The 25,604-nt window shown below is 56.2% G+C and carries 25 protein-coding genes; 18 read left to right on the plus strand and 7 right to left on the minus strand.

All coding sequences use genetic code 11. From position 1 onward, the window contains the following. Nucleotides 1-51 precede the first annotated feature (51 nt). Together ppsA and rraA are read left to right on the plus strand one after the other, a co-directional pair. Complete coding sequence (ppsA, locus tag KFJ24_RS03900; RefSeq protein WP_434967997.1) at nucleotides 52-2,460, plus strand: phosphoenolpyruvate synthase; 2,409 nt, start codon at nucleotides 52-54, stop codon at nucleotides 2,458-2,460. A gap of 30 nt (nucleotides 2,461-2,490) precedes the next feature. Further along, complete coding sequence (gene rraA / locus KFJ24_RS03905) at nucleotides 2,491-2,970, plus strand: ribonuclease E activity regulator RraA (protein ID WP_250829773.1); 480 nt, start codon at nucleotides 2,491-2,493, stop codon at nucleotides 2,968-2,970. Between the two features lie 60 nt (nucleotides 2,971-3,030). Here rraA and KFJ24_RS03910 read toward each other — a convergent pair whose 3' ends face one another. The 3 genes from KFJ24_RS03910 to KFJ24_RS03920 all read right to left on the minus strand — a co-directional run bounded on the left by KFJ24_RS03910 (nucleotide 3,031) and on the right by KFJ24_RS03920 (nucleotide 4,424). Beyond that, nucleotides 3,031-3,318 carry a PilZ domain-containing protein gene (locus tag KFJ24_RS03910; protein WP_250829774.1) on the minus strand — a complete coding sequence of 96 codons (288 nt, stop codon included), beginning with the start codon at nucleotides 3,316-3,318 and terminating at the stop codon, nucleotides 3,031-3,033. A 6-nt stretch (nucleotides 3,319-3,324) separates the two neighbouring features. Beyond that, a complete protein-coding gene (locus KFJ24_RS03915) occupies nucleotides 3,325-3,996 on the minus strand; it encodes a TIGR04211 family SH3 domain-containing protein (RefSeq protein ID WP_250829775.1) in 672 nt (223 codons plus the stop codon). 128 nt (nucleotides 3,997-4,124) lie between these two features. After that, complete coding sequence (locus tag KFJ24_RS03920) at nucleotides 4,125-4,424, minus strand: YciI family protein (RefSeq protein WP_250829776.1); 300 nt, start codon at nucleotides 4,422-4,424, stop codon at nucleotides 4,125-4,127. A gap of 127 nt (nucleotides 4,425-4,551) precedes the next feature. Here KFJ24_RS03920 and KFJ24_RS03925 point away from each other — a divergent pair, with 127 nt between their 5' ends. Continuing rightward, on the plus strand, nucleotides 4,552-5,430 hold the full coding sequence (locus tag KFJ24_RS03925) for a PHP domain-containing protein (protein WP_250829777.1): 879 nt from the start codon (nucleotides 4,552-4,554) through the stop codon (nucleotides 5,428-5,430). On the opposite strand, the gene KFJ24_RS03930 is transcribed toward KFJ24_RS03925, so the two are convergent. The 3 genes from KFJ24_RS03930 to KFJ24_RS03940 all read right to left on the minus strand — a co-directional run bounded on the left by KFJ24_RS03930 (nucleotide 5,427) and on the right by KFJ24_RS03940 (nucleotide 9,767). After that, the gene (locus KFJ24_RS03930; protein WP_250829778.1) at nucleotides 5,427-5,969 is read right to left on the minus strand and encodes a YecA family protein; all 543 of its coding nucleotides are present in this window, start codon (nucleotides 5,967-5,969) and stop codon (nucleotides 5,427-5,429) included. The two genes, KFJ24_RS03925 and KFJ24_RS03930, sit on opposite strands and share 4 nt — an antisense overlap. Nucleotides 5,970-5,972: 3 nt before the next feature. After that, complete coding sequence (rne, locus tag KFJ24_RS03935) at nucleotides 5,973-9,191, minus strand: ribonuclease E (protein WP_250829779.1); 3,219 nt, start codon at nucleotides 9,189-9,191, stop codon at nucleotides 5,973-5,975. Between the two features lie 258 nt (nucleotides 9,192-9,449). Next, nucleotides 9,450-9,767 carry a hypothetical protein gene (locus KFJ24_RS03940; RefSeq protein WP_250829780.1) on the minus strand — a complete coding sequence of 106 codons (318 nt, stop codon included), beginning with the start codon at nucleotides 9,765-9,767 and terminating at the stop codon, nucleotides 9,450-9,452. 18 nt (nucleotides 9,768-9,785) lie between these two features. On the opposite strand from KFJ24_RS03940, the gene rluC reads away from it, so the two are divergent. From rluC to KFJ24_RS03955, 3 genes are read left to right on the plus strand one after another with little or no spacing between them, the layout of a single operon-like run. Beyond that, nucleotides 9,786-10,847, plus strand: a complete 1,062-nt coding sequence (rluC, locus tag KFJ24_RS03945) for a 23S rRNA pseudouridine(955/2504/2580) synthase RluC (protein ID WP_250829781.1) — start codon at nucleotides 9,786-9,788, stop codon at nucleotides 10,845-10,847. After that, nucleotides 10,848-11,495, plus strand: a complete 648-nt coding sequence (locus tag KFJ24_RS03950; protein ID WP_250829782.1) for an HAD family hydrolase — start codon at nucleotides 10,848-10,850, stop codon at nucleotides 11,493-11,495. A 37-nt stretch (nucleotides 11,496-11,532) separates the two neighbouring features. Beyond that, nucleotides 11,533-12,576, plus strand: a complete 1,044-nt coding sequence (locus KFJ24_RS03955; protein WP_250829783.1) for a S49 family peptidase — start codon at nucleotides 11,533-11,535, stop codon at nucleotides 12,574-12,576. 18 nt (nucleotides 12,577-12,594) lie between these two features. Here KFJ24_RS03955 and KFJ24_RS03960 read toward each other — a convergent pair whose 3' ends face one another. Beyond that, entirely contained in the window at nucleotides 12,595-13,191 is a 597-nt protein-coding gene (locus KFJ24_RS03960; RefSeq protein ID WP_250829784.1) for a Maf family protein, read from the minus strand. A gap of 138 nt (nucleotides 13,192-13,329) precedes the next feature. Here KFJ24_RS03960 and KFJ24_RS03965 point away from each other — a divergent pair, with 138 nt between their 5' ends. The 12 genes from KFJ24_RS03965 to putA all read left to right on the plus strand — a co-directional run bounded on the left by KFJ24_RS03965 (nucleotide 13,330) and on the right by putA (nucleotide 25,478). Next, on the plus strand, nucleotides 13,330-13,884 hold the full coding sequence (locus tag KFJ24_RS03965) for a YceD family protein (RefSeq protein ID WP_250829785.1): 555 nt from the start codon (nucleotides 13,330-13,332) through the stop codon (nucleotides 13,882-13,884). 80 nt (nucleotides 13,885-13,964) lie between these two features. Then, entirely contained in the window at nucleotides 13,965-14,144 is a 180-nt protein-coding gene (rpmF, locus tag KFJ24_RS03970; RefSeq protein ID WP_250829786.1) for a 50S ribosomal protein L32, read from the plus strand. 43 nt (nucleotides 14,145-14,187) lie between these two features. Continuing rightward, nucleotides 14,188-15,189: a phosphate acyltransferase PlsX gene (gene plsX / locus KFJ24_RS03975; protein ID WP_434967998.1), complete on the plus strand. Its 1,002-nt coding sequence runs from the start codon at nucleotides 14,188-14,190 to the stop codon at nucleotides 15,187-15,189. A 112-nt stretch (nucleotides 15,190-15,301) separates the two neighbouring features. Continuing rightward, nucleotides 15,302-16,240, plus strand: a complete 939-nt coding sequence (fabD, locus tag KFJ24_RS03980; protein WP_250829788.1) for an ACP S-malonyltransferase — start codon at nucleotides 15,302-15,304, stop codon at nucleotides 16,238-16,240. Nucleotides 16,241-16,256: 16 nt separating this feature from the next. After that, on the plus strand, nucleotides 16,257-17,000 hold the full coding sequence (gene fabG / locus KFJ24_RS03985; protein ID WP_250829789.1) for a 3-oxoacyl-ACP reductase FabG: 744 nt from the start codon (nucleotides 16,257-16,259) through the stop codon (nucleotides 16,998-17,000). A gap of 134 nt (nucleotides 17,001-17,134) precedes the next feature. Next, nucleotides 17,135-17,368 carry an acyl carrier protein gene (acpP, locus tag KFJ24_RS03990; RefSeq protein WP_007154069.1) on the plus strand — a complete coding sequence of 78 codons (234 nt, stop codon included), beginning with the start codon at nucleotides 17,135-17,137 and terminating at the stop codon, nucleotides 17,366-17,368. Between the two features lie 130 nt (nucleotides 17,369-17,498). Beyond that, nucleotides 17,499-18,746 carry a beta-ketoacyl-ACP synthase II gene (gene fabF / locus KFJ24_RS03995; protein WP_250829790.1) on the plus strand — a complete coding sequence of 416 codons (1,248 nt, stop codon included), beginning with the start codon at nucleotides 17,499-17,501 and terminating at the stop codon, nucleotides 18,744-18,746. A gap of 8 nt (nucleotides 18,747-18,754) precedes the next feature. Then, nucleotides 18,755-19,573 carry an aminotransferase class IV gene (locus KFJ24_RS04000; RefSeq protein ID WP_250829791.1) on the plus strand — a complete coding sequence of 273 codons (819 nt, stop codon included), beginning with the start codon at nucleotides 18,755-18,757 and terminating at the stop codon, nucleotides 19,571-19,573. A 5-nt stretch (nucleotides 19,574-19,578) separates the two neighbouring features. Beyond that, entirely contained in the window at nucleotides 19,579-20,646 is a 1,068-nt protein-coding gene (gene mltG / locus KFJ24_RS04005) for an endolytic transglycosylase MltG (protein ID WP_250829792.1), read from the plus strand. Further along, nucleotides 20,646-21,281, plus strand: coding sequence for a dTMP kinase (gene tmk / locus KFJ24_RS04010; protein ID WP_250829793.1), 636 nt, complete (start codon nucleotides 20,646-20,648; stop codon nucleotides 21,279-21,281). Before mltG ends, tmk begins: the two co-directional genes overlap by 1 nt. 38 nt (nucleotides 21,282-21,319) lie before the next feature. After that, nucleotides 21,320-22,099, plus strand: a complete 780-nt coding sequence (locus KFJ24_RS04015; RefSeq protein ID WP_250829794.1) for a helix-turn-helix transcriptional regulator — start codon at nucleotides 21,320-21,322, stop codon at nucleotides 22,097-22,099. A 199-nt stretch (nucleotides 22,100-22,298) separates the two neighbouring features. Continuing rightward, nucleotides 22,299-25,478 (plus strand): bifunctional proline dehydrogenase/L-glutamate gamma-semialdehyde dehydrogenase PutA, encoded by a 3,180-nt coding sequence (gene putA / locus KFJ24_RS04020; protein WP_250829795.1) that lies wholly within the window; start codon nucleotides 22,299-22,301, stop codon nucleotides 25,476-25,478. Nucleotides 25,479-25,604: the final 126 nt, after the last annotated feature.

The following is a 25,604-nucleotide window of genomic DNA, read 5'->3' on the forward strand; positions in this document are numbered from 1 at the left end:
CTCCGCAGTGGATATTGCCTGCTTTTGCCGCTAGATATCGCTGGCCCGGTTATGCTCTTTGCTATACAGACTCAAGGGAGAGGTGCTTTGGAAGATTACATTATCTGGTTTGATCACCTGGGAATGTCCGATGTTGACCGGGTGGGTGGCAAGAACGCCTCTCTCGGTGAAATGATCAGTAATCTCGCCAACGCAGGTGTTACCGTTCCCGGTGGTTTCGCCACAACAGCACATGCTTATCGCGAATTTCTGGCCACCGACGGACTGAAGGACAAGATCGACAACGCACTGGACGCGCTGGATATAAACGACGTGAACGAACTGGCCCGGGTCGGTGCTCAGATTCGTCAGTGGATTATCGACACAGACTTACCGGACGTTCTTGAAAACACCCTGGCAGAAGCTTATGCCAAACTTCAGGCCGGCAATGAGCATATGGCGGTTGCCGTACGATCGTCTGCTACCGCCGAAGATCTGCCTGACGCCTCTTTCGCCGGGCAGCAGGAAACCTTCCTGAACGTAGTAGGTTTGCAGCAGGTACGTACCTCCGTAAAGGAGGTTTTCGCCTCGCTGTTCAATGATCGCGCTATTTCGTACCGGGTTCATCATGGCTTTGACCACAAGCTGGTTGCTCTGTCCGCAGGCATTCAGAAAATGGTGCGTAGTGAAACCGCTGCCAGTGGCGTGATGTTCACCCTGGACACCGAGTCAGGTTTCCGTGATGTGGTGTTTGTTACTGCTTCATACGGTCTCGGTGAGACGGTTGTGCAGGGCGCGGTAAACCCCGACGAGTTCTACATCCATAAACCGACGCTGGAAGCCGGCCGTCCTTCGGTACTTCGCCGCAACCTTGGCAGCAAGGCGATCAAGATGGTTTATCACACGAGCCCGGGCGAGGGTGAGTTTGTTGAGACCGTGAAGGTTGAGCAGGAAGAGCGGAACCGTTTCTGTATAAACGATGCTGAAGTGGAAGAGTTGGCCAAGCAGGCTATGATCATCGAAAAACATTACCAGCGCCCCATGGATATCGAGTGGGCGAAGGACGGCGATGATGGCAAGATCTACATTGTTCAGGCCAGGCCAGAAACCGTCAAAAGTCGTGCCTCCGCCAATGTGATGGAGCGCTATCTGCTGAATGAAACAGGCAAGGTACTGGTTGAAGGCCGCAGTATCGGTCACAAGATCGGTAGTGGTCCGGTAAAAATCATCACCAGCATAAAGGAAATGGATCGTGTCCAGGCGGGCGACGTTCTGGTTACCGACATGACCGATCCGGATTGGGAGCCGGTAATGAAGCGTGCTTCCGCCATCGTAACCGATCGTGGCGGCCGGACCTGTCATGCCGCGATTATTGCTCGCGAACTGGGCATTCCGGCCGTCGTTGGCTGTGGTGATGCTACTGAAGTACTGAAGGACGGTCAGGAAGTGACTGTGTCCTGTGCCGAAGGTGATACGGGGCTGATTTACGAGGGTGCTCTGGACTTCGAGTTGCGCGAAAACACCGTGGATTCCATGCCCAATATCCCGTTCAAGATTATGATGAACGTGGGTAACCCGGATCGCGCCTTTGATTTCCAGGCGCTGCCCAACGAAGGCGTTGGTCTGGCACGCCTGGAGTTCATCATTAACCGAATGATTGGTGTGCACCCAAAGGCATTGCTGAACTTTGATGGACTGCCAAGGGACATTAAACAGACGGTCGAAAAACGCATCTCCGGTTACAGCTCACCGGTTGATTTCTACGTGGACAAGCTGGTGGAGGGTATTTCCACACTGGCAGCCGCCTTTGCACCGAAGAAGGTGATCGTTCGCCTGTCGGATTTCAAGTCTAACGAATACGCCAACCTCATCGGCGGCACCTTGTACGAGCCGGATGAAGAAAACCCGATGCTGGGCTTTCGCGGCGCGTCCCGCTACATCTCCGAAACTTTCCGTGACTGTTTCGAACTGGAGTGTCGTGCTCTCAAGAAAGTACGTAATGAGATGGGCCTGACCAATGTGGAAGTCATGGTGCCTTTCGTTCGCACGGTGGGTGAAGCTGAGCAGGTGGTAAATCTGCTGGCAGCAAACGGCCTCAAGCGTGGCGATAACGGCCTGCGGGTGATCATGATGTGCGAATTGCCGGCTAATGCCTTGCTGGCGGATCAGTTCCTGGAGCACTTTGACGGCTTCTCTATCGGCTCTAACGATCTCACTCAGCTCACGCTGGGCCTGGATCGTGATTCCGGCATCATCGCGCATCTGTTTGATGAGCGTAATGATGCAGTGAAAGCCCTGTTAGCCAGTGCTATCCAGGCGTGCAAGAAAGCTGACAAGTATATCGGTATATGCGGGCAGGGGCCGTCCGATCATCCGGACCTCGCCAAGTGGCTGATGGATCAGGGTATCGATTCTGTGTCACTGAACCCGGATTCCGTGCTGGATACCTGGTTCTTCCTGGCCGACGAAAAGATCGACTGAGTTCATTTCCAGGAGAAGGAGAGCAACAACGTGGCAAGCATTATTACACCAGACCTGTGTGACGAGTTTCCGGAAGTTCAGGTGGTCGAGCCAGGTTTTAATAACTATGGTGGTAACAAGGCATTCGGTGGCGAAATCGTTACCGTAAAGTGCTTTGAGGACAACTCTGTGGTTAAGGAGCAGGTTGGTCAGCCAGGCCATGGCCGGGTAATGGTCGTCGATGGTGGCGCGTCAAAGCGCCACGCTCTGCTTGGTGACATGCTGGCGGAAAAGGCCGCGAATAATGGCTGGGCAGGTCTGATCATCTACGGATGCGTACGGGATGTCGATGAAATCGGCAAAACCGCTTTGGGCGTGCAGGCTCTGGGAACGCATCCTCGCAAGAGCGAAAAGCGTGGCCTGGGAGATCTGAACGTTGCGGTTACGTTTGGCGGGGTGACCTTCCAGCCGGGTCACTATGTGTACGCCGATAACAACGGCATTATTGTCGCGGAAAAGCCTCTGGTCTGAGGCTCCTGTTACACCGGGGCGCGGTTTGAACTGCGCTCCGGCGTTAACTCCCCCGTAGGGTCAGGTCACCTCGTTGATTGTAGTGCCCAGTAAATACCCGTCACCATTTTCATCGCAGCGTACCACCTCGCAAACTGTTTCCAGCGGCGGGATCTGATCGTCGGTGGAGCGAAGAATTGTTTTCAATTCCTCACCCTCTCTTACGGGCCTTTTGACGAACAACTGCATGCCGGTTGCGCTAAGGTCCCGGCAAGTGCCAATGAATGTTTCGCCCTTGCTGTCAGTAAGTTCAATCTCCGAGTCCATCTGCATTCGGTGAAAGTCACGCTTTTCCGAATAGTCCTTCATGAGAGATCAGGCCCAGTTGTCGGTTTTTCTTGTGGGTTTGAGCATCGGAATGATGAGTGCCAATAGGACACCACCCAGGACGAGGCCGGCCCCCAGTAGCATGAAATCAGATTCCTTGCTGGCTTCGAGACGCTCATTTTCGGCGGTCAGGACTTCCAGATCATTGCGGATCTTCTGATTTTCCTCGCGAAGTTCACGGTTGCGGCGTTCGAGGTTAATGGAGTCCGCAGCGATGTTTTTGATCCGTTGCAGCTCTTCCTTCAGCGCCGCTGAACGATTGGACAATGATGACTCTGAGCTCTCCAGGGAGTCACGTTCTTTTGTCACCTCGGAAAGCTGCTCCTTCACCTGAGCCAACTCATTCCGGGTCTGCTCCAGTTGCTGGTTGGCGCGCTGAAGTCGGTCGGCAGCAATGGGCGTATCGCTCAGATACTGGCTTGAGACCCACCCTTCCGTGCCCTTGGGGGTGCGAACCCGGGTATATCCTGAGTCAGTCGTCTCCAGTAACTCCAATGGCGTGCCACTGGGAACGGCGTTCTCAATGATCCGGTATTGTGTGCCTGCACCTGCACGCACGGGCAGGTAAAGCTGATCATCAACCCAAACGGTCTTGGCCTGGGCCGCGGCTACCGAGGACAAAATAAAGAGTACACTGATAAAGAGACGGAAAGGCGTCACTGGTTACGTTCCCTGAGTTAGACGATAAAAAAATAGCGGTCAGTCGTTAAGAGCGCAATTCTGTCACAGCTGTTCGGCCGTTCAAGCGAGCCATCATTACGATAAACTCATGGTGCGGCACTGAAGGATCAGGGCAGCACAGCCTTGAACGGTTTCACAGTGACTTTCTCATAAACCCCGGCTTCAACGTAAGGGTCTGCGTCGGCCCATGCCTGGGCTGCTTCCAGCGAATCGAATTCGGCCACTACCAGGCTGCCGGTAAAACCGGCCTCTTGTGGCTCAGGGGTATCTATTGCCGGGTGCGGACCGGCGACCAGCAATCGGCCCTCGGCTTTCAGTGCCTGCAGGCGGTCAACGTGGGCAGGTCGAGCGGCCTGGCGCTTGGACAGGCTGTTCTCTACATCCTCACTGATAATGGCGTAATGCATACTGCTCTCCGTTATTTGTCTCACTGCCGTTAATGCCGGCGGCCGGATGTAATACAGGTTCAGGGGATGGCTGGTACACTAGCGGATGAGCTGACGCTGTTACCAATCACCTGATTCAGGACTTTTTGTGACTATACCGCAAGACCCCGGTTTGTGCATTGATCTGCATTGCCATAGTACGGCGTCTGATGGCGCTCTCTCGCCTTCTGCGCTGGTTGCCCGTGCTGCTGAGCGGGGGGTAACGCATCTGGCTCTCACCGACCATGACACCACGGCGGGCCAGGCGGAAGCCAGTGCCGCCGCCCGGGAACACGGGATTGTCCTTATTCCGGGAATTGAGCTGTCTTGCCTCTGGAAGAGTCGCACCATCCATATTGTTGGCCTTGATTTTGACGGACAGGACGAGCGGTTTCTGACCGCCCTGAATCAGCAGAATGATAATCGGTGGGCAAGGGCTCGCATGATTGCGGACCGATTGGACCGGCTCAATGTGCCGGATCTCTTGCAGCGCGCTACCGAGGCGTCTGGCGGGGATGTGCCAGGCCGCCCGCATTTCGCGAATGTACTGGTGCAGGCGGGTGTTGTCCGTAATCCTGCGCAGGCTTTTAAACGCCATCTGGGTAATGGCAAGCCGGGAGACGTAAAGGCCTACTGGCCGGAACTTCCGGAAGTGGTTCGCTGGATTAACGAGGCAGGTGGTATTGCCGTTCTGGCACATCCTCGCAAGTATCAGCTTACTGCCACAAAACTGCGAGAGCTTACTGCCGACTTTCGTCGCGCGGGTGGGAGGGGAATTGAGGTCTCAACTTCTGGCCAGTCCAGTGGTGATCTTGGATTTCTGGCGGAGCTTTGTCACCGGGAGAAGCTGCTGGCTTCCCAGGGCAGTGATTTCCACTTTCCGGGCCCGCCCTGGTGCGAACTGGGCCGTATCATGAAAATGCCAGACGGGCTGGAGCCTGTCTGGCATCATTTCAGAACACCTGTTGGAAACCCTGCGCCGGTTTAATCCGGCGCGTGGAACAAGAGGTAAAGATCGGTCAGTGAGTCGGGAATGGCATCGGCCATCTGCCGCGACAGCTTGTCACTGTTGCGAACCTTCTGGAAGTCTTCGTCATCGAACAGGCCTGACAAGGTAAGCATAGGTACCATCAGGTCTGCTGCTTCTTCCTCACTGGCGGCCTCGAGCCATTCTTCCTCATGCTCCAGGAACGTGTCCACAAAGCCGGCACACCAGTTTTCCAAGGCGTTCATCGGGTCGCCATCTTCCGGCTCTGGCAGTTCCAGGGCCTGGCCCATGTCAAGCGAGTAGGCCATATCCGCACCCAGTTGCTTTATGCAACGGCTGAAGATTTCCGGAATCTCGCCACCGGGCACAGCTTCGGTGCCGGTGGCGAGGCGAAAGATTTCTTCCGCCTGCAATTCAGCCGGGCCGACCACACTGGCGCAAACGACCCCGTGCAGGCCGAAAAAGTCCAGGGCGTCATCCCCCCAAGGTTCGGCGAAGAGGATGTCTTCCAGCGCTTCAATGTCGGCATTAGATAGCATTCGTCAATTACTCCCGGCTTTCTTGGCCTCTTCCGCAGCGCGTTGGCGCTTACGGACTTCCCTTGGGTCATTGTAGGCGCGTCCGGGGGTTACCGGGACGTCAGCCACTGGCTTTTCCCCGGTGTTAGCCTTGTCCGAATCCTCGTTGGCAGGCTTTTCAGCCTGCTTGCCTTCGGGCTTAGCTTCAGTCTCTGGCGCTTCGGCCGGCTTCGGCTGGGGAGCTTTTTGCTCGGGAGCCTTCTGTTCGCCGGTTTTCGGTTCAGATACCTCGGGCTCTACCTTGGGCTTGGCCTTGGCCTTGGGCTTAGCCGGAGTCTTTTCCGCTTTCGCCGGAGCCTTCGCGGCCTGCTTCACTTCTGCGCCGTGTTCAACGTTTGAAGCGGCTTTCGCAGGCTCGTTCTCAGTCTTTTCAGCGGGCGTTGCTTCAGCCGGCTTCGCCGGTTGGCTCTCGGTCTTTTCAGCAGCCGTTTCCGTCCTGGTCTCTGCTTCCCCTTCGGCTTTGGCAGCTGGTTTTGCCGGCTCCGGCATTTTGTCCCTGGCGGAATCTGCCTGCTCACCTGCTTCGACCGCAGGCTTCTGGTCGGCCTTGGCTTCGGAGCCCATTTCCGGCTCCATCGGCGCTGGCTTTTGGGCAGGCTCCTCGGATGATTTCGCTTCTTCAGCCTTGGTCCCGTTTTGGTCCTCGGCTTTTTGGGGAGCCTTCAGCTCTTCTGTTTTTTCAGGTTTCGCCTGTTTTGGCTCTTCTTGCCCTGACGGTTCCTGAGCGGCTTTGGCCGGCTCCGGTTTTTCCTGCTTCTTCGTTGCGGGCGCCTCCGCAGTCTCGGCTGGCTTGTCGCTACGAGGTGTTTCAGCAGGCCCCGTACCCTTGTCGGACTGGTTCGGGCGAGCCTCTGCGTTTACACGGGGCTTATTGTCTTCGCCAGCCTGTTCAGGTTGGGTGTCTTTCTGGTGCTTCTCACTGCGTTCAGCCTTGCGAGCTGCCGGTGTGGAAGAAGGTGTCTCCGAAGGAGAGCCGTCACGAGCACGTTGGCGCCGGGGTTTGCGACGCTTGTCATCGCTACCATTGCCCGTCTTTTCTGCGCTGGATGGCTTCTGGGCGGTATCCTGTTGGTCCTTCTGGTCCTTCTGCCCCTTTTGCTCCCGGATGTCCTTCTGGCCTTTCTGCTCCCGGGTGTCCTTCGGGTCGCGCTGGGGTTTGTTTCGGCCCTGGCCCTGGCCGCGGCCGCGGCTCTGGTTTTCCTTGCGGCCTTCACCGCCCTTATCGGACGCCTGACGGTTCTGATTGCCGCTGCTTTGGTCGTCATTGCGGTTGCGATTCCGACCGCGGCCACGATTGTCATCACCACGACCCTGTTGGCCGCCCTGACGGCGATCGTTACCGCTGCGGTTACCGCCGGAAGACTGATCATCACGAGCTACGCGGGATTTACGGCGATCCTGGCGGCCCTGATTGCGGCGGTCTTCACGCGCAGCCTGGTCCTTGTTGCCGGTTTCCGTAGGCTGCTCTTCGTCATCACTGAAGAACGCTGAAATCTTGCGGCCCATCCGGCGAAACAGGCCTTCTTCCTGTTCAGGAGTTTCAATCGCCTTCGGGGTGGTTTTTGGCGCTGGTGCACTTGGCCGAATAGCCTTCACTGCGGCCTGTTCGCGCTCCGGGCGCTCGGGTGCGGGTGCCTCGAACACTTCCTCTTCGCGCTCACTGTATTCCTGTGCCACCTGGTGGCTTGAAATGTGCTCCGGCGTGGTTTCATCTTCGCGCATGCGCAGGATTTCAAACTGTGGTGTTTCCATGTGCGGAACCGGCACCACGACAACACTGACTTCCTGGCGGGTTTCGATATCGGCCAGCTGCTTGCGCTTCTCATTCAGCAGGAAGGTGGCTACTGATACCGGAACCACCGCCCGAACTTCACCGGTCTTATCTTTGGAGGATTCCTCATAGATCAGGCGCATGATGCTCAGAGCCAGGGACTCGATACCCCGGATGGTGCCCTGACCCTCGCAGCGAGGACATACTTCGCTGCGGGTTTCGCCCAGTGAAGGACGCAGGCGCTGTCGGGACATCTCCAACAGTCCAAAACGGGAAATCTTGCCGACCTGGACGCGCGCACGGTCAATTTCCAGGGCCTCGCGCATCTTCTGTTCGACTTCGCGCTGGTGCTTGGCAGGCGTCATGTCGATGAAGTCGATCACGATCAGGCCACCCATGTCGCGCAGGCGCAACTGGCGGGCGATCTCTTCGGCCGCTTCGAGGTTAGTCTGCAGCGCCGTCTCCTCAATATCGTGACCTTTGGTGGCACGAGAGGAGTTGATATCGATGGAAACCAGGGCCTCGGTTGGGTCGATGACGATAGAGCCGCCCGAGGGAAGCTTTACTTCACGCTGGAAGGCGGTCTCAATCTGCCCTTCGATCTGGTAACGGCTGAACAGGGGGATCTCGTCCTTGTACAGCTTGATCTTGTTCTCAAAGGTCGGCATGACAGCGCGTACGAAATTCAGTACATCTTCATACACTGTGTTGGCATCGATCAGAACTTCGCCAATGTCCTGGCGAAGGTAATCGCGTACTGCGCGGATTATGACGTTACTCTCCTGATGGATCAGGAAGGGCGCCTTGCGCTCGCCAGCCGCCTGGGTAATGGCTTCCCAGAACTGTACCAGGTAGTCGAGGTCCCACTGGAGTTCTTCTGTGGTCCGCCCGATACCGGCGGTGCGCACGATGATGCCCATGGACTTGGGCACCTGTACATCGTTCATGGCTTCTTTGAGCTGGGCCCTTTCATCGCCCTCAATGCGGCGTGAAATGCCACCGGCACGAGGGTTGTTGGGCATCAGGACCAGGTAGCGCCCGGCCAGGGAGATGAAGGTGGTCAGGGCGGCGCCCTTGTTGCCACGTTCTTCCTTGTCGACCTGGATAATCACTTCCTGGCCTTCAGAGACCACATCCTTGATGTTGACCTTGCCTTCGATCTGGCCTGGTGATTTCTTGAAGTACTCTTTGGAGATTTCCTTCAGGGGCAGAAAGCCATGGCGATCCGCGCCGAAATCAACAAAGGCGGCCTCAAGACTGGGCTCGACGCGGGTTATGCGGCCTTTATAGATATTGGCTTTTTTCTGCTCGCGGGAGCTGGATTCGATATCTAGGTCGAACAGACGCTGGCCGTCGACCAGAGCGACGCGCAACTCTTCGGGATGAGTTGCATTGATTAGCATTCTTTTCATGGAAAGAAAGGGTTCCTGTCGTTTGATTTTGACAGAAAACCGGAGGGGATCGCATCAGCGAAACAGGATGTGCGTGCCGCGGGGCTCCTGTGCAACAAGAGCGGCCGGCGGCCAGACGAATCAGGCCCTTACAGGGTGTGATTCTGTTGGTCTGAGACCACCGACGGTCCGGCTGCCTGAAGGCAGCGAGAGGTCGTGTAAGGTTCGTGTCTGTTGACGCATGTTATCCGTTTTCAGGTTCACTCAGGTGCCTGGGTCTCACGTCGTATTCGTAAGCTGGACGGCCCGGCCCTGCGTGGCAATGATTCTTCGCGATGTCGCCCGTCGGTTTTCCGCACGGTTTTCCTCTTCTCCCGGGAGCAGGTTCACAGCCGTCATCGGTCTGTCCTGAAGCCCCGGGAGCACTTCTTTACGCCGTTCCCGATAGTGATTGGGTATGCGGCGTTCAAACTCTCGAATAGTGTCGGTATACTTCTGCCGCTCCGGCTTCTGACTAGAGTCTGTCAGGCCGTAGACAAACGGCAGATCACGCCGGAATATAACAGTATTCGGGTGGCCGTTCAATCCTGTACTCATCTGTGATTAAGGAATCCCATGTCCCGCAAGTCCGCGACAAGAAAATCCGCCGGAAATCGCCCGGCGAAAGCGGCCTCGCCTCCCGCTCAGAAGGCCGGGCCGCGGGCTCAGTCTGTCGGTCGGAACGAAGTGCGACAAGGGGTCCAGTGGGTCACTGTCGATGAGGATAATGAGGGGCAGCGGGTCGACAATTTTCTCCTGGCGCAGCTTCGTGGAGTCCCCAAGAGCATCATTTACCGCGTTGTCCGTAAAGGCGAGGTGCGCGTTAACAAAGGGCGGGTCAAGCCCGATACCCGGCTCAAGGCCGGTGACCAGGTCCGAATCCCGCCGGTCACGCGCAAGGAGAAGCCGGCTCAGGTGGAGCCGGGCAGTCGTGTTAAGGGAGTGATGGAAGCCGCTGTCGTTTTTGAGAATGATCAGATGCTGGTGGTCAACAAACCTTCGGGTATTGCCGTCCATGGTGGCAGTGGGCTCAGTTTCGGGCTGATTGAGGTGCTGCGCTCGGCTCGGCCAGATGCCCGCTTTCTGGAGTTGGTACATCGACTTGATCGCGATACCTCAGGCCTGATCATGGTGGCCAAAAAACGGTCTGCGCTTCGTTTCCTGCAGGATGAACTGCGTCAGAAACGAATCCGGAAGCACTATCATGCTCTGGTGGCGGGTCATTGGTCTGATGCGGTGGCCCGGGTGGATGTGCCGCTCCTGCGCTACGAGATGCCCAATGGTGAGCGTCGGGTGAAGGTTGATGAAACGGGTAAGCCCTCGCTGACTCTGTTCCGCTGTCTGACGCGTTATGGCGGATATAGCCTGGTGGAGGCATCGCCTGTTACGGGCAGAACCCATCAAATACGCGTACACAGTGCCTGGGAAGGTCATCCGATTGCCGGCGATGACAAGTATATGGATGATGTAAGCCTGAAGGCCTTTCGAGCCATCGGCGGTCAGCGGCTTATGCTGCATGCCCGGGCTCTCGAATTCTCCTTGCCCGCAACCGGCGAGGCCATGCGCCTGGAGGCGCCCTACGACGATGCATTCAACGACGTGCTCAGAAAACTGGAAGCGCGTAACAGGAATCAATAGATGAAGGTCAAGGTTGTTATTTTTGATTGGGACGGGACGCTGGTGGATTCCGTTGATCACATCGCTGAAAGTCTGCACCAGGCTGCCACCGAGCTCGGCTATCCGCAGCTGGAGCGGGAAGCGTACCGGGATATTATCGGTCTGGGGATGGTTGAGGCTCTGGAAAAGCTGTACCCGGGTATCAGTCGGGACGAGATGAATGAAATCCGTGAAGGGTATGGCCGATACTTTTTCAGCAAGGTCACCACCCCCCAGAATGTTTTTGACGGCATGGCGGATGTTGTCTCGGACATCCGTGGTTCCGGACGAGGCTGTTCAGTGGCTACCGGCAAGAGCCGGCGGGGGCTGGATGTGGCACTGGTTTCAAGTGGTCTTGGTGATCAGTTTGATATAACCCGGTGTGCCGATGAGACCCGTTCCAAGCCGGATCCTGCCATGCTTGAGGAGATTGTCCGTTTTTACGGTGTCGACCCGTCTGAAGCCGTTATGATTGGCGATACGAGGTATGACCTCGATATGGCCCAGCGAATGGGAATGCCGGCAATCGGGGTTGAGTGGGGTGTGCACAAGCGCGATGTGCTGGCGGGCTATTCACCTCATGCCATTGTCGACACAGTGGCCGATCTCCGTCGGGTGCTGGGGCTCTGAATAAAATCCAAACGAATGTTGCTGACAGGAAGTGTGCATGACTGACTGGGATTCCGATAAGACCCACGAGTGGGGTGATAAACCAGTGGCGCCGGAAGAAGGCGGTAAAGTCCGGGCCGGCCGGAAGGGACCTAATATGCCACCGGAGAGCGGCCGCGACTGGAAGTTGATTGAAAAGCTGGTCATGTCGCTGCAGTCTGAGCAACGGCGAAGCCGTCGTTGGGGTATCTTTTTCAAGCTTCTGACCTTCGGCTACCTGATTGCCATTCTGTTTATGCTCAATTTTCCTCTCGGTGACACGATTGATTCAGCCACCGGCAAGCACACAGCGCTCGTTGAAGTTGATGGTCCGATTGCGGCCGATGAGTTGGCGAGCGCCGATAATATTGTGGGTGCGTTGCGTTCGGCATTTAAAGAGGAAAACGCAGTTGCCGTTGTCTTGCGGATCAACAGTCCCGGCGGCAGTCCGGTCCAGTCGGGGTATATCTACGATGAAATCCATCGTCTGCGGGAGGAGTATCCCGACAAGAAGGTTTACGGGGTGATCTCGGATATCGGGGCCTCCGGCGCCTACTACATTGCCTCGGCAGCCGACGAAATCTATGCCAATCGCGCAAGTCTGGTTGGCTCGATTGGTGTCGTGGCCGGTGGCTTCGGGTTCACTGGGGTCATGGAAAAGGTGGGGGTGGAGCGTCGTCTTTATACCGCCGGCGAGAATAAGGCGTTTCTGGATCCGTTTTCACCGGAGCAGGGGGAAGAGGTTGCGTTCTGGCAGGGGGTTCTTGAAAACACCCACAAGCAATTCATTGAAGCGGTAAAAGCAGGTCGCGGTGATCGGCTGGCCGATGATGAGCGCCTGTTCAGTGGTCTGGTCTGGAGTGGCGAGCAGGCTGTGGAGCTTGGGCTGATTGATGGCCTTGGTAGTTCTTCCTGGGTGGCTCGCCAGATTGTGGGTCAGGAAAAGCTGGTGGACTACAGTCGGCATAAGTCGCCTTTGCAGGACATTGTTGACCAGCTCGGCATGGCCTTTGGTGAAGGATTTGCCAGCCAGATGCTGGAGTCCCGGCTGGAGCTTCGGTAAGCGGGCTCTTCCTGAGGGTCAGGGCTCAAGCAGCGGGTTTCGTCCCCAGTTTCTCAACATGTCGTTGAGTGCGATCAGGGGGAGGCCGATCAGGCTGTTCGGGTCCCGGCCGTCCATTCGGCTGAACAGGGTGATGCCCAGACCCTCCATGCGGAAGCTACCGGCGCAATCGTAAGGCTGCTCTTTGCGCAGGTAGGCTTCGATCTCGGCAGAGCTCAGGTCTCTGAAGTGCACGGAGAATGGCTCGCAATGGTTCTGGATGTTTCCTGAGCGAGCATCGAGCAGGGTCAGACCTGTCAGAAAAAGTACGGTATGGCCGCTGCTCTGGCTCAGTTGCCCAACCGCCTGTTCGTGGTTGCCTGGTTTATTGAGCAGGGTTCCATCTGGCAGGCTGGCAACCTGGTCGGATCCTATAATCCAGTGCCCCGGATATTGTGTGGTCAGGGCCCGCGCCTTGCTTTCTGCCAGGCGCCTGGCAAGCTGGTCTGCCGTTTCACCGGGCCCTGGAGTCTCGTCGATGTCCGGGCTTGCGCTTTCAAACGGCAAGGCCAGTCGCTTCATGAGTTCCCGGCGGTAGGGAGACGATGAGGCCAATAGCAGTGGGGGTGCTGTCATTCGTGAGATCCTTGCGGTGTTTTTCGGTGGCGCGAATGGCTGGTTATCGTAGAATACACCTATCTTCATCGAAACCCCTGGCCAAAAGGCAACGAAGTCTTTGACACCAGAGGGCCGCGCCCCTAAAATTGCGCGCCTATGTCAAAAGCGTCACACGCCGAGTTGCCCAAATCTGTCGATCCCTACCGGTTGGCGGAACAGAACAGCACGCTGGAGGGAGAGATTCCCCTCAGTGCGTTGGCTCGTTTCCGGGAAGCGGTTTTAGGTATTGAAGAGGGTGCTGCGTGCAGCGTAAAGCTGTCCTTTTATATGGATGCTGAGCGTCGCCGCATTGTCTCGGGTGAGCTGGAGGCTCCGGTGAACCTGGAGTGTCAGCGCTGCCTGGGATCTATGCAGACGGCACTGGTTTCCCGGTTCACTCTGGGGCTGGTGACCAGCGACGAGCAGGCGCAACAGCTGCCAAAGGATCTCGAACCGTTCCTGACGAATGACTTCAGTGCGGATCTCTGGTTAATGGTAGAAGATGAGCTGTTGTTGGTGCTGCCGCCGTTTCCGCTTCACGACCGGGACGAGTGTCCGGCGGGGGAAGACCTGGAAGCCTATGAGCCAAATGGTTCGCCGGCACAGCCGGACGAGCCACGAAAAGAGAATCCTTTCAGCGTGCTGGCGGATCTCAAGAAGACGAAGCATTAAGCAGGTGCGGGCTCTGATCGGGAGCTGGCGCATTATAACGAACACACGTTTATTTACGTAAACAGGTCAGGAGCATAATCATGGCTGTACAGAAAAACCGCAAGACCCGTTCCAAGCGTGGCATGCGCCGTTCACACGACGCTCTGAGCGCTGCCGCTCTGTCCACTGACGCGACTACCGGTGAAGTTCATCGTCGCCACCACGTCTCTCCGGACGGCTTCTACCGTGGTAAGCAGGTAATCGAAGCAAGCGACGAGTAATCTCGTTGCGATCAGGCGCCGCCCAATGCCGGATGGAGGAACGGTGAAACCCGTAGCCATCGCGATTGATGCCATGAGCGGTGACCGTGGGGCTACTGTTGTAGTTTCCGCGGCACTGGAGGCGGTGCGAGAAAACGAAGCCTTGAGCATCGTTCTGGTGGGAATCCGGAGCGAGCTTGAGGCTTTGTTGCGTGAAGGGCATGCCAGAATCCGAATCGTTGAGGCGGCGGATGTGGTGCGCATGAATGAGCGGCCCTCCCACGCCTTGCGTCACAAGAAGAACTCTTCGATGGCGGTCGCGCTCGGTCTGGTCCGGGATGGTGAGGCTCAGGGGTGTGTCAGTGCCGGCAATACCGGTGCATTGATGGCCTTTGGGCGTACTATTATCCGCATGTATCCGGGGATTGAGCGTCCGGCCATATCCAAGCTGATACCCTCTCTCCGGGGTCGATGCCACGTGCTGGACCTCGGCGCCAATGTCGACTCTACCGCAGAAAACCTTTACCAGTATGCCCTGATGGGATCCCTGATGGCATCGGCCATCTCGCGCCAGTCAGAACCACGAGTGGCTTTGCTGAACGTCGGCGAGGAAGAGATCAAGGGTAACGAGCAGGTTCGACTGGCATCTCACATGCTGGCCCAGTGTGACACAATCAATTACATCGGCTACGTTGAGGGTAGTGATCTGTTCCGTGATGTGGCGGATGTGGTGGTGTGCGACGGTTTTGTGGGCAACATTGCCCTGAAAACCGGTGAGGGCGTTGCCGGTCTGCTTATCGAACTGATGGAGCAGGCGTTTTCCCGCAACTTATACGGCCGGTTCGTCGGTTTGCTGGCAAGGCCAATTATAGGTCGGCTTTTGCAGCTGATGGACCCTTCCCGGCACAATGGCGCCAGTTTGCTGGGGCTCCAGGGGGTGGTCATTAAAAGTCACGGTAATGCCAATGAACGTGCCATGCTTGCGGCTATTCGTCAGGCAGTTCGGGAAGTGGATCTGGAAGTGCCCCGGCGCATTAATGAGCGCCTCGACGACCTGATGCTTTAGGCGCCTGATACTAAAGTCTGTCCCTTTTCTGTCATGTATTCGCGGATAATTAACCGAACTTGTACTATTGGCTAATCTCCGGAAACCCTTCAATGACGGTAAGATTCTCACTATGAAATCAGCCTTTATTTTTCCCGGTCAAGGATCTCAGTCAGTCGGCATGCTCGCGTCAGCTGCTGATGCCTGGCCCATTATCAACAGAACCTTTGCCGAGGCCTCCAATGTGCTCGGATACGACCTGTGGCATTTGTGCCAGAAAGGCCCGGCAGAAGAACTTAATCAAACCATGGTTACCCAGCCTGCGTTGCTGACTGCCAGTGTGGCTTTGTGGCGCCAGTGGTTGGTGGCGGGCGGGGCCTCCCCCGATTTTGTCGCCGGGCACAGTCTGGGCGAATACAGCGCCCTGGTTGCGGCGGAAAGCCTGGATTTTGTCGAAGCCGTCAAACTGGTTCGTCTGCGCGGTGAACTGATGCAGGATGCCGTGCCGGCTGGCGAAGGCAAAATGGCGGCCATTATTGGTCTTGGGGACGACGATGTGGTGGCCGCTTGCGAGAGTGCAGCGCAAGGCGATGTCGTGTCGGCGGTAAACTTCAATGCCCCTGGACAGGTCGTTATTGCCGGCTCGGCTGCAGCCGTTGAACGCGCCATTGAGGCATGCAAGGAAAAGGGTGCCCGCAAGGCTATGCCTCTGCCGGTCAGTGTTCCGTCGCACTGTGCCTTGATGAAGGGTGCGGCTGATGAGTTGGCAGAAGCCCTTGAAGATAGGCGCTTTAATGATGCTGTCATCCCGGTCATACAAAATGTTAACGCTGCGGCCGAGACTGACTCCGATACACTGAAGGCCAACTTGCTCAAGCAGCTGTATTCACCGGTACTTTGGACGGATTCTGTGCGAACCCTTGTTAACAATGGTGTTGAAGTAGCTGTTGAATGCGGCGCCGGTAAGGTGCTGGCAGGTCTGATCAAGCGAATTGACCGGGGTCTGGCTGTTCAGGGTATTGAAGATCCGGATTCTCTGGCGAAAGCGCTGGACGCTTTCCGCCAGTCATAACGAAAGGAAGTTATTCATGTCTCTTGAAGGTAAAACTGCACTGGTAACTGGTGCCACTCGTGGTATTGGCAAGGCCATCGCCCGCGCGTTGGCAGAGCAAGGTGCTGAAGTGGTGGGCACAGCCACCAGTGCTGAAGGCGCTGAATCCATTTCCAATGACCTTAAATCTGCCGGCCTCAAAGGATACGGCATGGTCATGAATGTGGCGGATCCTGAGAGCATTGAAGCTGGTCTGAAGGCGTTGACAGAGAAATCTGGCGCGCCGCTGGTACTGGTCAACAATGCCGGTATTACCCGAGACAACCTGCTGATGCGCTTGAAAGACGATGACTGGACATCGGTTCTTGAGACGAATCTTTCCAGCGTCTACCGCACCAGCAAGGCCGTCCTGCGCGGCATGGCGAAGGCCAGATGGGGCCGCATTATTAACATCAGCTCCGTGGTTGCCGGCATGGGTAATCCCGGGCAGGGTAACTACTGCGCTGCGAAAGCCGGTGTAGAGGGCTTTACGCGTAGTCTGGCCAAGGAAATGTCGAACCGCGGGATCACGGCGAACTGCGTCGCGCCCGGGTTTATTGATACAGATATGACAAAAAAACTGGACGACAAGCAGCGTGAGGCTATGCTGGAAATCATACCCGCGGGTCGTCTGGGTGAGCCGGAAGAAGTGGCAGCGGTGGTTGCCTTCCTGGCGTCAGATGCAGCCGGCTATGTGAGTGGTGAAACCATCCACGTGAACGGCGCAATGTACATGGGATAAGCGGCCGGTAGTTGCACATATGCAACTCCTTGTCGCACAACATGTTTGACCGAATCCCTGCTTGTTAGAAGGTAGGGTTTAATCTAAACTGGCAGCACTTGAGTTGCTTGGTTGATACACAAAGTGAGGAAATTATGAGTACAGTTGAAGAGCGCGTTAAGAAGATCGTTTGTGAACAGTTGGGCGTTAAAGAGTCCGAAGTTCAGAACACGTCTTCTTTTGTAGAGGATCTTGGCGCTGACTCACTGGACACCGTTGAGCTGGTCATGGCACTTGAAGAGGAATTTGAAACTGAAATTCCTGATGAAGAGGCTGAAAAGCTGGCAAGTGTTCAGGACGCGATCGACTATATCGTCGCCCATACCTGATACTCTGCATTTTTAAAAGCCAGGCAAAAAGCCGTCCTTGCATCTAAACGAAGGGCGGCTTTTTTATTGGCTGAGAATCAGGTTCAATCGGTGGTCGTAATCACGCGGAAAAGATCAGGTGAATGGATTTATGAGTAAACGACGGGTTGTCATCACAGGCATGGGCATGCTTTCTCCTCTGGGGAACAATGTACAGGCTTCCTGGGACGGCATTCAGGCAGGGCGAAGCGGTATCGGCATGATCGAGCGCTTTGATGCCTCCGAGTACAATACCCGAATCGGCGGTTCCATCCGGGATCTGGATCTTGCTCCCTGGTTGTCCACCAAAGAGGCCAGAAAACTGGATGCGTTTATTCACTATGGTCTGATCGCTGCACAGCAGGCGGTAGACGACAGTGGGTTGGAAGCGTACCAGGCTCTGGACAGGGATCGTGTTGGTATTGCAATAGGTTCAGGGATCGGTGGCCTGGAGTATATTGAGAAGAGCGTCCTTACCATGGACAAGTCCGGCCCGCGCAAGGTCTCACCCTTTTTCGTGCCGGCTTCCGTTATCAATATGATCTCCGGTAATGCCGCTATCCGATTCGGGTATCGTGGTCCCAACATTGCCATTGTTACGGCCTGCACCACGGGAACACACAATATTGGTTATGCTGCCCGTACCATCGCCTATGGCGATGCGGACGTTATGCTGGCCGGCGGTTCTGAAATGGCAACTACGCGTACCGGTATGGCTGCATTCTCTGCTGCCCGTGCATTGTCGACCCGCAATGATGAGCCTGAAAAGGCCAGCCGACCCTGGGACAGGGATCGCGACGGGTTTGTCTTGAGTGACGGTGCCGGAGTGATGGTGCTTGAAGACCTCGAGCACGCAAAGAAGCGCGGCGCTACCATTTACGGTGAGGTTCTTGGCTTTGGCATGAGTGATGATGCCCATCACATAACGGCTCCCCCCGAGAGTGGTGAGGGTGCGGCGCGTTCCATGAAGAATGCGATCCGTGATGCCGGCCTGAACCCCGACGAGATTGATTACATCAACGCTCACGGGACGTCTACTCAGGTCGGGGATATTGCCGAGGTGTCTGCTGCAAAAAGCGTCTTTGGCAGCCATGCTGAAAATCTGGCCATGAGCAGCACCAAATCCATGACAGGTCACCTGCTTGGTGCTGCTGGAGCCGTTGAAGGGATATTCTCGGTTCTGGCAATTCGTGATGGCGTTCTGCCGCCGACGATCAACCTGAATAATCCGGACGAAGGCTGTGATCTCGATTTCGTGGCCAACGAAAGCCGGAAGGCAGATGTGCGTGTTGCCCTGTCCAATTCCTTTGGCTTTGGTGGTACCAATGGCACTTTGATTTTCGGTCGCTACGAGGGCTGATCTGCGCCATGGTCAATCTGTTCTGGGCAGATGAAGGCGGTCTTCCTGCCAATGACAGGGGGCTTGCTTACGGTGACGGTCTGTTTGAAACGATCCGGATGGAAGGTGGCTGCGGGGTGCTCCTGTCCCGCCACCTCGAACGGTTGGTGCGGGATGCAGGTCGCCTTGGCATTGCGTTATCCCGTGGGGATCTGCGTGCCATCTGTTCAGAGGCTTCAGCTCGGTTTGCCGGCAGCTTTGATGGTGGCGACTGGGTTCTCAAGCTGACAGTCACCCGCGGAGCAGGGGGGCGTGGCTACCGCCCGGATTCCGGGATGAAGCCAAACCTGCTGGTTTCCAGCGGGGCATTGCCACCAATGGACTATCCGTCCGGTGTTGCTGCAGATTTCTCACGGGTTCCCATTACGGTTAACCCCCTGTTCGCGGGCATCAAGTCCCTGAATCGCCTCGAGCAGGTCATGGCCGCCCGAGAGCTGGATGATTCCCTGTTCGAGGTAATTATGTCCAACAGCGAAGGACATCTGCTTGAGGGAACACGAACGAATCTGCTGCTTAAGACTAAAGATGGCTGGGTAACTCCGCCCAGGAGCTCTTTGGCAGTCGCCGGAATTATGCGGGAGTGGGTGCTGGAGCGCCTTCGGGACCGCGGCGAGCAGGTGTCTGAGCGCCCCCTGATGCCGGAAGACCTGATCGGGGCAGAGTGCCTCGGCCTTTATTTATTGAACAGCGTGCTCGGCGTTGTTTCGGTTCGCAGTTTGGCTGGCCACGATTTGCCTGTGGATGGCGGACTTGCGACAATCTGCAATCTTCTCGAAACACTGGAATAATTCGTTTGCTCAAGAAGTTACTGATTGCCTGTGTAAGTGCTGTGGTGCTGGTTGCTGCCGGGACTGGTCTTTGGATCTGGCAGGGACTGCAGACTCTGGAAACTCCGGTCGTTCTGGACGAACCGGTGCTTTTCAACGTGCCCGGCGGAACAGCCTTCAGCCAGGTCGCCAGGAAGCTTGAACGTCAGGGGCTGGTTGATCACAGTCTCTGGCTGCGCATCCATGGTCGCATCTATCCGGAACAGGCTCGAATCAAGGCCGGCGAATACGAATTTACCAATGGAATGACACCCTCGGATATGATCAGCGCGATGGTATCGGGTGATACCAAACACTGGTCAGTGCAGTTTATCGAAGGCTGGACCTTTGGCGATATGCGGGCTGCGCTTGCAAAGACGGATCGTATTGAGAAGGTCACGACTGACTGGACCGATGCGGAGATCATGACAGCCATGGGTGCGGAGGGTGAACACCCCGAAGGCCGGTTTTTCCCGGACACCTACCTTTTCATCAGCAGTGAGTCGGATCTGGACCTCCTCAAGCGGGCCTTCGAAAAAATGAACACTGTCCTGGAGGAGGAATGGGCTGCTCGAGAGGAAGGGCTACCCTACGATTCTTCCTATGAAGCACTGATAATGGCCTCAATCGTGGAGCGGGAAACGGGTGCGCCCCACGAACGTGGACAGGTGGCAGGCGTGTTTGTCCGCCGTTTGCAGAAAGGGATGAGATTGCAGACGGACCCAACGGTCATTTACGGCATGGGTGACAAGTATAAGGGGCGAATTGGCAGCCGCGATCTACGCGCCTATACAGCTTACAACACCTATCGGATTGACGGTCTTCCGCCAACGCCGATTGCCTTGCCTGGCCGTGAGGCCATTCACGCATCGCTGCACCCTGATGAGGGTAATGCGCTCTACTTCGTTGCTCGCGGTGACGGGACACATAAGTTCTCCCGTACTCTGGCGGAGCACCAGAAAGCGGTGCGCGAGTTCCAGCTCAACCGGCGGGACGATTACCGGTCATCGCCGGCACCCGAGAATGGCGCCAGCAACAGCAACGGGGATTCCTGATGAGCCGGCGTGGCCAGTTTATTACCTTTGAAGGTACTGAAGGCGTCGGCAAGTCCACTCAGCTTGCCAATGCAGCGAAAACGCTTGAAACGCTGGGTGTGGATTTCATTGTAACCCGGGAGCCGGGTGGGACTCCGATGGCGGAAGCCATCCGGGAACTGTTGCTGGCGCCCCGTGATGAGCCGGTCAACGATACGACCGAATTGCTGCTGATGTTCGCAGCCCGGGCGCAACATCTGCACACGCGCATTCTCCCGGCGCTTGAGCAGGGACAGTGGGTGCTATGTGATCGTTTCACTGATGCTACCTTTGCCTACCAGGGTGGCGGTCGTGGTGTTCCCGAAGATCGGATCGCGTTATTGGAGAATCTGGTGCAGGGCGAGGTGCGCCCCGATCACGTGGTGTTGCTGGACGCCCCGGTCGAAACCGGTATGACCCGGGCAAGGCATAGGGGAGAACTGGACCGTTTTGAACAGGAAGCGGTGTCTTTTTTCCAACGAATACGCGACACCTATCTGGCTCGGGCGGTGGCTGCACCCACGCGTTACAATATCGTGGACGCAGCGGCCCCGTTGGAGGACGTAAGCGACCGGATCAGCGAACTTATGTGCAAGTTCCATTCGGATCTGGTTTAATTGAGTAACATTCTCAGTTAAAGGTCCTGGCTGCGTCTATGTTGGATGCACGACTACTGAAACTTCCAATTGCATCTCACCAGCATCGTCATGAGCATCATCAGATTGTGGTCGGTGTTCAGGGTGAAGCGGATTTGAGTGTCGATGGAACCGGCTCTCATCTGGATACCTGGAAGGCCTGCCTGGTGCCTACTGAGGCCCGTCATGATTATCGTGGCGATAATCAGAATCACGTTCTGGTGATCAACCTCGATCCTTACACCCCCGCCATCAATACCCCGGAGCATGGAGAGTACGAACGTCTGGCCCCCCTATTTGAGCGGCCACGAACTCTGGATATGGATAACAGCCTGCAGGGGCTTGTCCAGTTCGCAGCTGCAGAATTTGACCGGGCGCCAAAAAATGAGGGTATGAAGCGTCACCTTGCGGCCAGTATTCTGCATTGTATGGCTGAACGACTGAATGACAGTCGAAAGATCATCACCAACCGCCATAGCGTGAGTCCGGATACTATCCGCCGCTATATCATGGAAAACCTGCATCGGAAGATCACGGTTCAGGACCTGGCGGGCGTAGCCTGTTTGAGTGTCAGCCGGTTCCATGATCTTTTCCGCGACATTACGGGGGTAACACCTCACCAGTTTCTCCTTCAGACTCGCCTGGATCAGGCGGCTCAACTCCTCCTTGCCACATCTCTTTCTATTTCTGAAGTCAGCTATCGCACCGGCTTTTCATCCCAGAGTGCACTGACAAATGCCCTGAAAAAACACAAGGGCACTACCCCGGCAAAGTTACGTTTTGGCGAAAAAGTAGCCTGATTTTCGAAAAGCCGGGTCCTTTCGGACGAATTTAAAAAAGAATCGTAGGAATTTGTAAGCTCGGGATCCGTAGTAGTACTAACTTACACGGTAAATGGTCTTTGTCGGGGCGCAGTTCTTGAACAGGCGTTGTACCTGCCCTGAATAAACACAATCGGAATGCCCCGGAGTGAGCTTGGCATTCGCAAGAGGTTCCCAGATGTTTCATGCAAGCAGGGTTCTCGAACCTGCGTTTCAGGAACAGCCAAGGTCGTTTTTCTGGCAGGGCATCATTGCAAGTTACGCTGTGGACGAAACCAGCTACCTGAAAGAACTGATCCCTCTCGCCCAGAGTGATGCTGCTGAACATCGGGCCGTTACCAGAACAGCTACCCACCTCATTGAAAAAGTGCGCGAACAGGACGATTCCGTTCACATGATCGACGCGCTGCTCCAGGAATACAGCCTTGATACCCAGGAGGGCATCTTGCTGATGTGCCTCGCGGAGGCGCTGATGCGTATTCCGGATAAGTACACCGCGGATGCGCTCATACACGAAAAAATGTCAGTCGCTGACTGGCAGAAACATGTGGGGCGTAGCGAATCCACGCTGGTAAATGCCTCAACCTGGGGGCTGCTGCTGACCGGACGTGTGGTCAAGATGGATAAGCGTCTGGATGGGGCTCCCTCGAACATCTGGAGGCGGCTGGTAAAACGCAGCGGTGAACCGGTCATCCGCAACGCGATGTACAAGGCCATGGCCATCATGGGCAAGCAGTTTGTGTTGGGGCGCGATATTGATGAAGCCCTGAACAACGCTCGCGACTATCGGGAGATGGGTTATACCTATTCCTTTGACATGCTGGGCGAAGCGGCCATGTCCGGCGACGATGCGGGCCGGTACCTGAAGGACTACATGAATGCTATTGAGTCCGTAGGCAACGACACCTTTCCCGACAGCAAGGCGCCACGTCCCTCCATCTCCATCAAACTGTCTGCGCTTCATCCTCGTTATGAAGTCGCCCAGGAGGCGCGCGTTCTCAAGGAACTCTACCTGACGGTCCGTGACCTGATCGCGTTTGCCCGTGAGAAGAATGTCTCAATAACTATAGATGCAGAAGAAATGGACCGTCTGGAGCTTTCGCTCAAACTGTTCGAAAAAGTATTTAAATCCAGGGCCGCGTCGGGATGGGGCGGCTTTGGCATGGTGATTCAGGCTTACTCCAAACGAGCCCTTCCGGCACTTTGCTGGTTAACCAAGTTGTCGAAAGAGCAGGGCGATGAAATTCCCATTCGTTTGGTTAAAGGAGCCTATTGGGATACCGAAATCAAGATATGCCAGCAATTGGGGCTTGATAGCTATCCGGTGTTCACCCGAAAGGAAGCGACCGATACCTCTTACCTTGCGTGTCTTCGCTATCTCCTTAGCGACTACACCGAGGGTGCGCTATACCCGCAGCTGGCCAGCCATAATGCTCATACCGTGGCATCGGTGATGGCAATGGCCAAGACCAAGAAACGCAAAATAGAGTTTCAGCGCCTGCACGGGATGGGAGATGCGCTTTATAACAGCATCCTGCAGGAAAATGATATTCCGGTGCGCATCTATGCGCCGGTGGGCGCGCATAAGGATCTGCTGCCCTACCTGGTTCGTCGCCTGCTGGAGAATGGGGCGAATTCATCATTTGTACACCGGCTGGTTGATGCCGCAACGCCGGTTGACGCGCTGGTGCAGAGCCCGGTAGAGGAACTTAAGAAGCACGATTCACTCCCGAACGACCGGATTCCTGCACCAGCGGATATCTACGGCGGAGAGCGGATGAATTCCAGGGGCATGAATATTCATGTTGAATCGTACCTTGATCCTCTGCTGAACCGTCTTGGTGAGTGGAGCCGACACAGCTGGACTGGGGGCCCGATGATTAACGGTACCCGGCGCCAGGATGGTGAGCGGGTGAGTGTGCTTTCGCCTTATGACACGACCAAAGTGGTTGGCTCGGTGGTCTGGGCAGATGACAGGCATGTTGAAGAAGCCATGAATGTGGCCGAAGCCGGATTTCGTAGCTGGAACGAGCGCCCGGTGAGCGACCGCGCCCAACTGCTCGAGAAGTATGCGGATCTGCTGGAACAGAATATGGAAGAGTTGATGTCCATCTGCTGCCGTGAGGCTGGTAAAACCATGCAGGATGGAATCGACGAAGTGCGGGAAGCGGTTGATTTCTGTCGGTACTATGCCATTCAGGGGCAAGCCCGTTTCGGCGACGCCATTGCTTTGCCTGGCCCAACTGGCGAAAGCAACGAATTGTATATGGAAGGCCGGGGGATTTTCCTGTGTATCAGCCCCTGGAACTTTCCATTGGCCATTTTTACCGGCCAGATAATGGCTGCGTTGGTGTCTGGTAACACGGTGATCGCCAAGCCGGCCGAACAAACCAGCCTCGTTGCTCATCGCAGCGTTGAACTGATGATGGAAGCCGGCTTTCCGCCGGATGTGATTCAACTGTTACCCGGTGATGGCGCGAAACTTGGCGGCAAACTGACCCCGGACCCCAGGATTGCCGGCATCGCCTTCACCGGATCTACTCATGTCGCTCACCTGCTCAATCGTGCCCTGGCCCAGCGGGAGGGCGCCATTGTGCCCCTGATTGCCGAAACAGGCGGGCAAAATGCGATGATCGTGGATAGCAGTGCACTGCCGGAGCAGGTGGTTCGTGATGTTCTGCAGTCTGCGTTTGTCAGTGCGGGGCAACGGTGCTCGGCTCTCAGGGTGCTCTATATCCAGAATGAGGTGGCAGAGCGTATGGAAGCCATGCTGGCGGGGGCTATGCAGGAACTGTCGGTCGGTAACCCCGAATTGCACAGCACCGATGTCGGGCCGGTGATTGACGATGAGGCACAAAAGGGTCTTCAGGAACATCTGAATGAGCTGGAGCAGAATGCTCGGTTCATTGCCCGGGCTCCGGTTCCGCCCGAATGCTCTGTCGGCCACTTTGTCGCGCCTTCAGCCTACGGCATCAACAGCATCTGTGAGCTGAAAGCCGAGCACTTCGGCCCGGTTCTGCATGTCGTTCGGTATCAGGCCGAAAAACTGGATGACATCATCGACGAGATTAACGGGGCAGGTTTTGGCCTGACGCTTGGCATTCACAGTCGCAGCGAGTCCACCGCCACCTATATCGAACAGAGGGTTAAGGTAGGCAACTGTTATATCAACCGAAACCAGGTGGGTGCAGTTGTCGGCGTGCAGCCATTTGGTGGTCGAGGCTTGTCCGGGACCGGTCCCAAGGCGGGTGGTCCCCACTATTTGCAGCGGTTTGCAACAGAGCGTACGCGCACAATCAACACGACAGCGGTGGGTGGAAATGCCTCACTTTTATCGCTGGGAATTGAAAAAGTTTAGGAGTTACAAAACGAAAGAAACGATATGGACGTCGTCATAAATTCGGGTGTTGGTTGCCTTTGGGCGACCTGCACCTGAGTCAGGGTTGTCCCTCTCATCCTGTTCGCAGGGTGCAGAAGGAGAGCC

The sequence above is a fragment of the Marinobacter sediminum genome, from assembly GCF_023657445.1.
In the GTDB taxonomy this organism is placed as follows: Bacteria; Pseudomonadota; Gammaproteobacteria; order Pseudomonadales; family Oleiphilaceae; genus Marinobacter; species Marinobacter sediminum_A.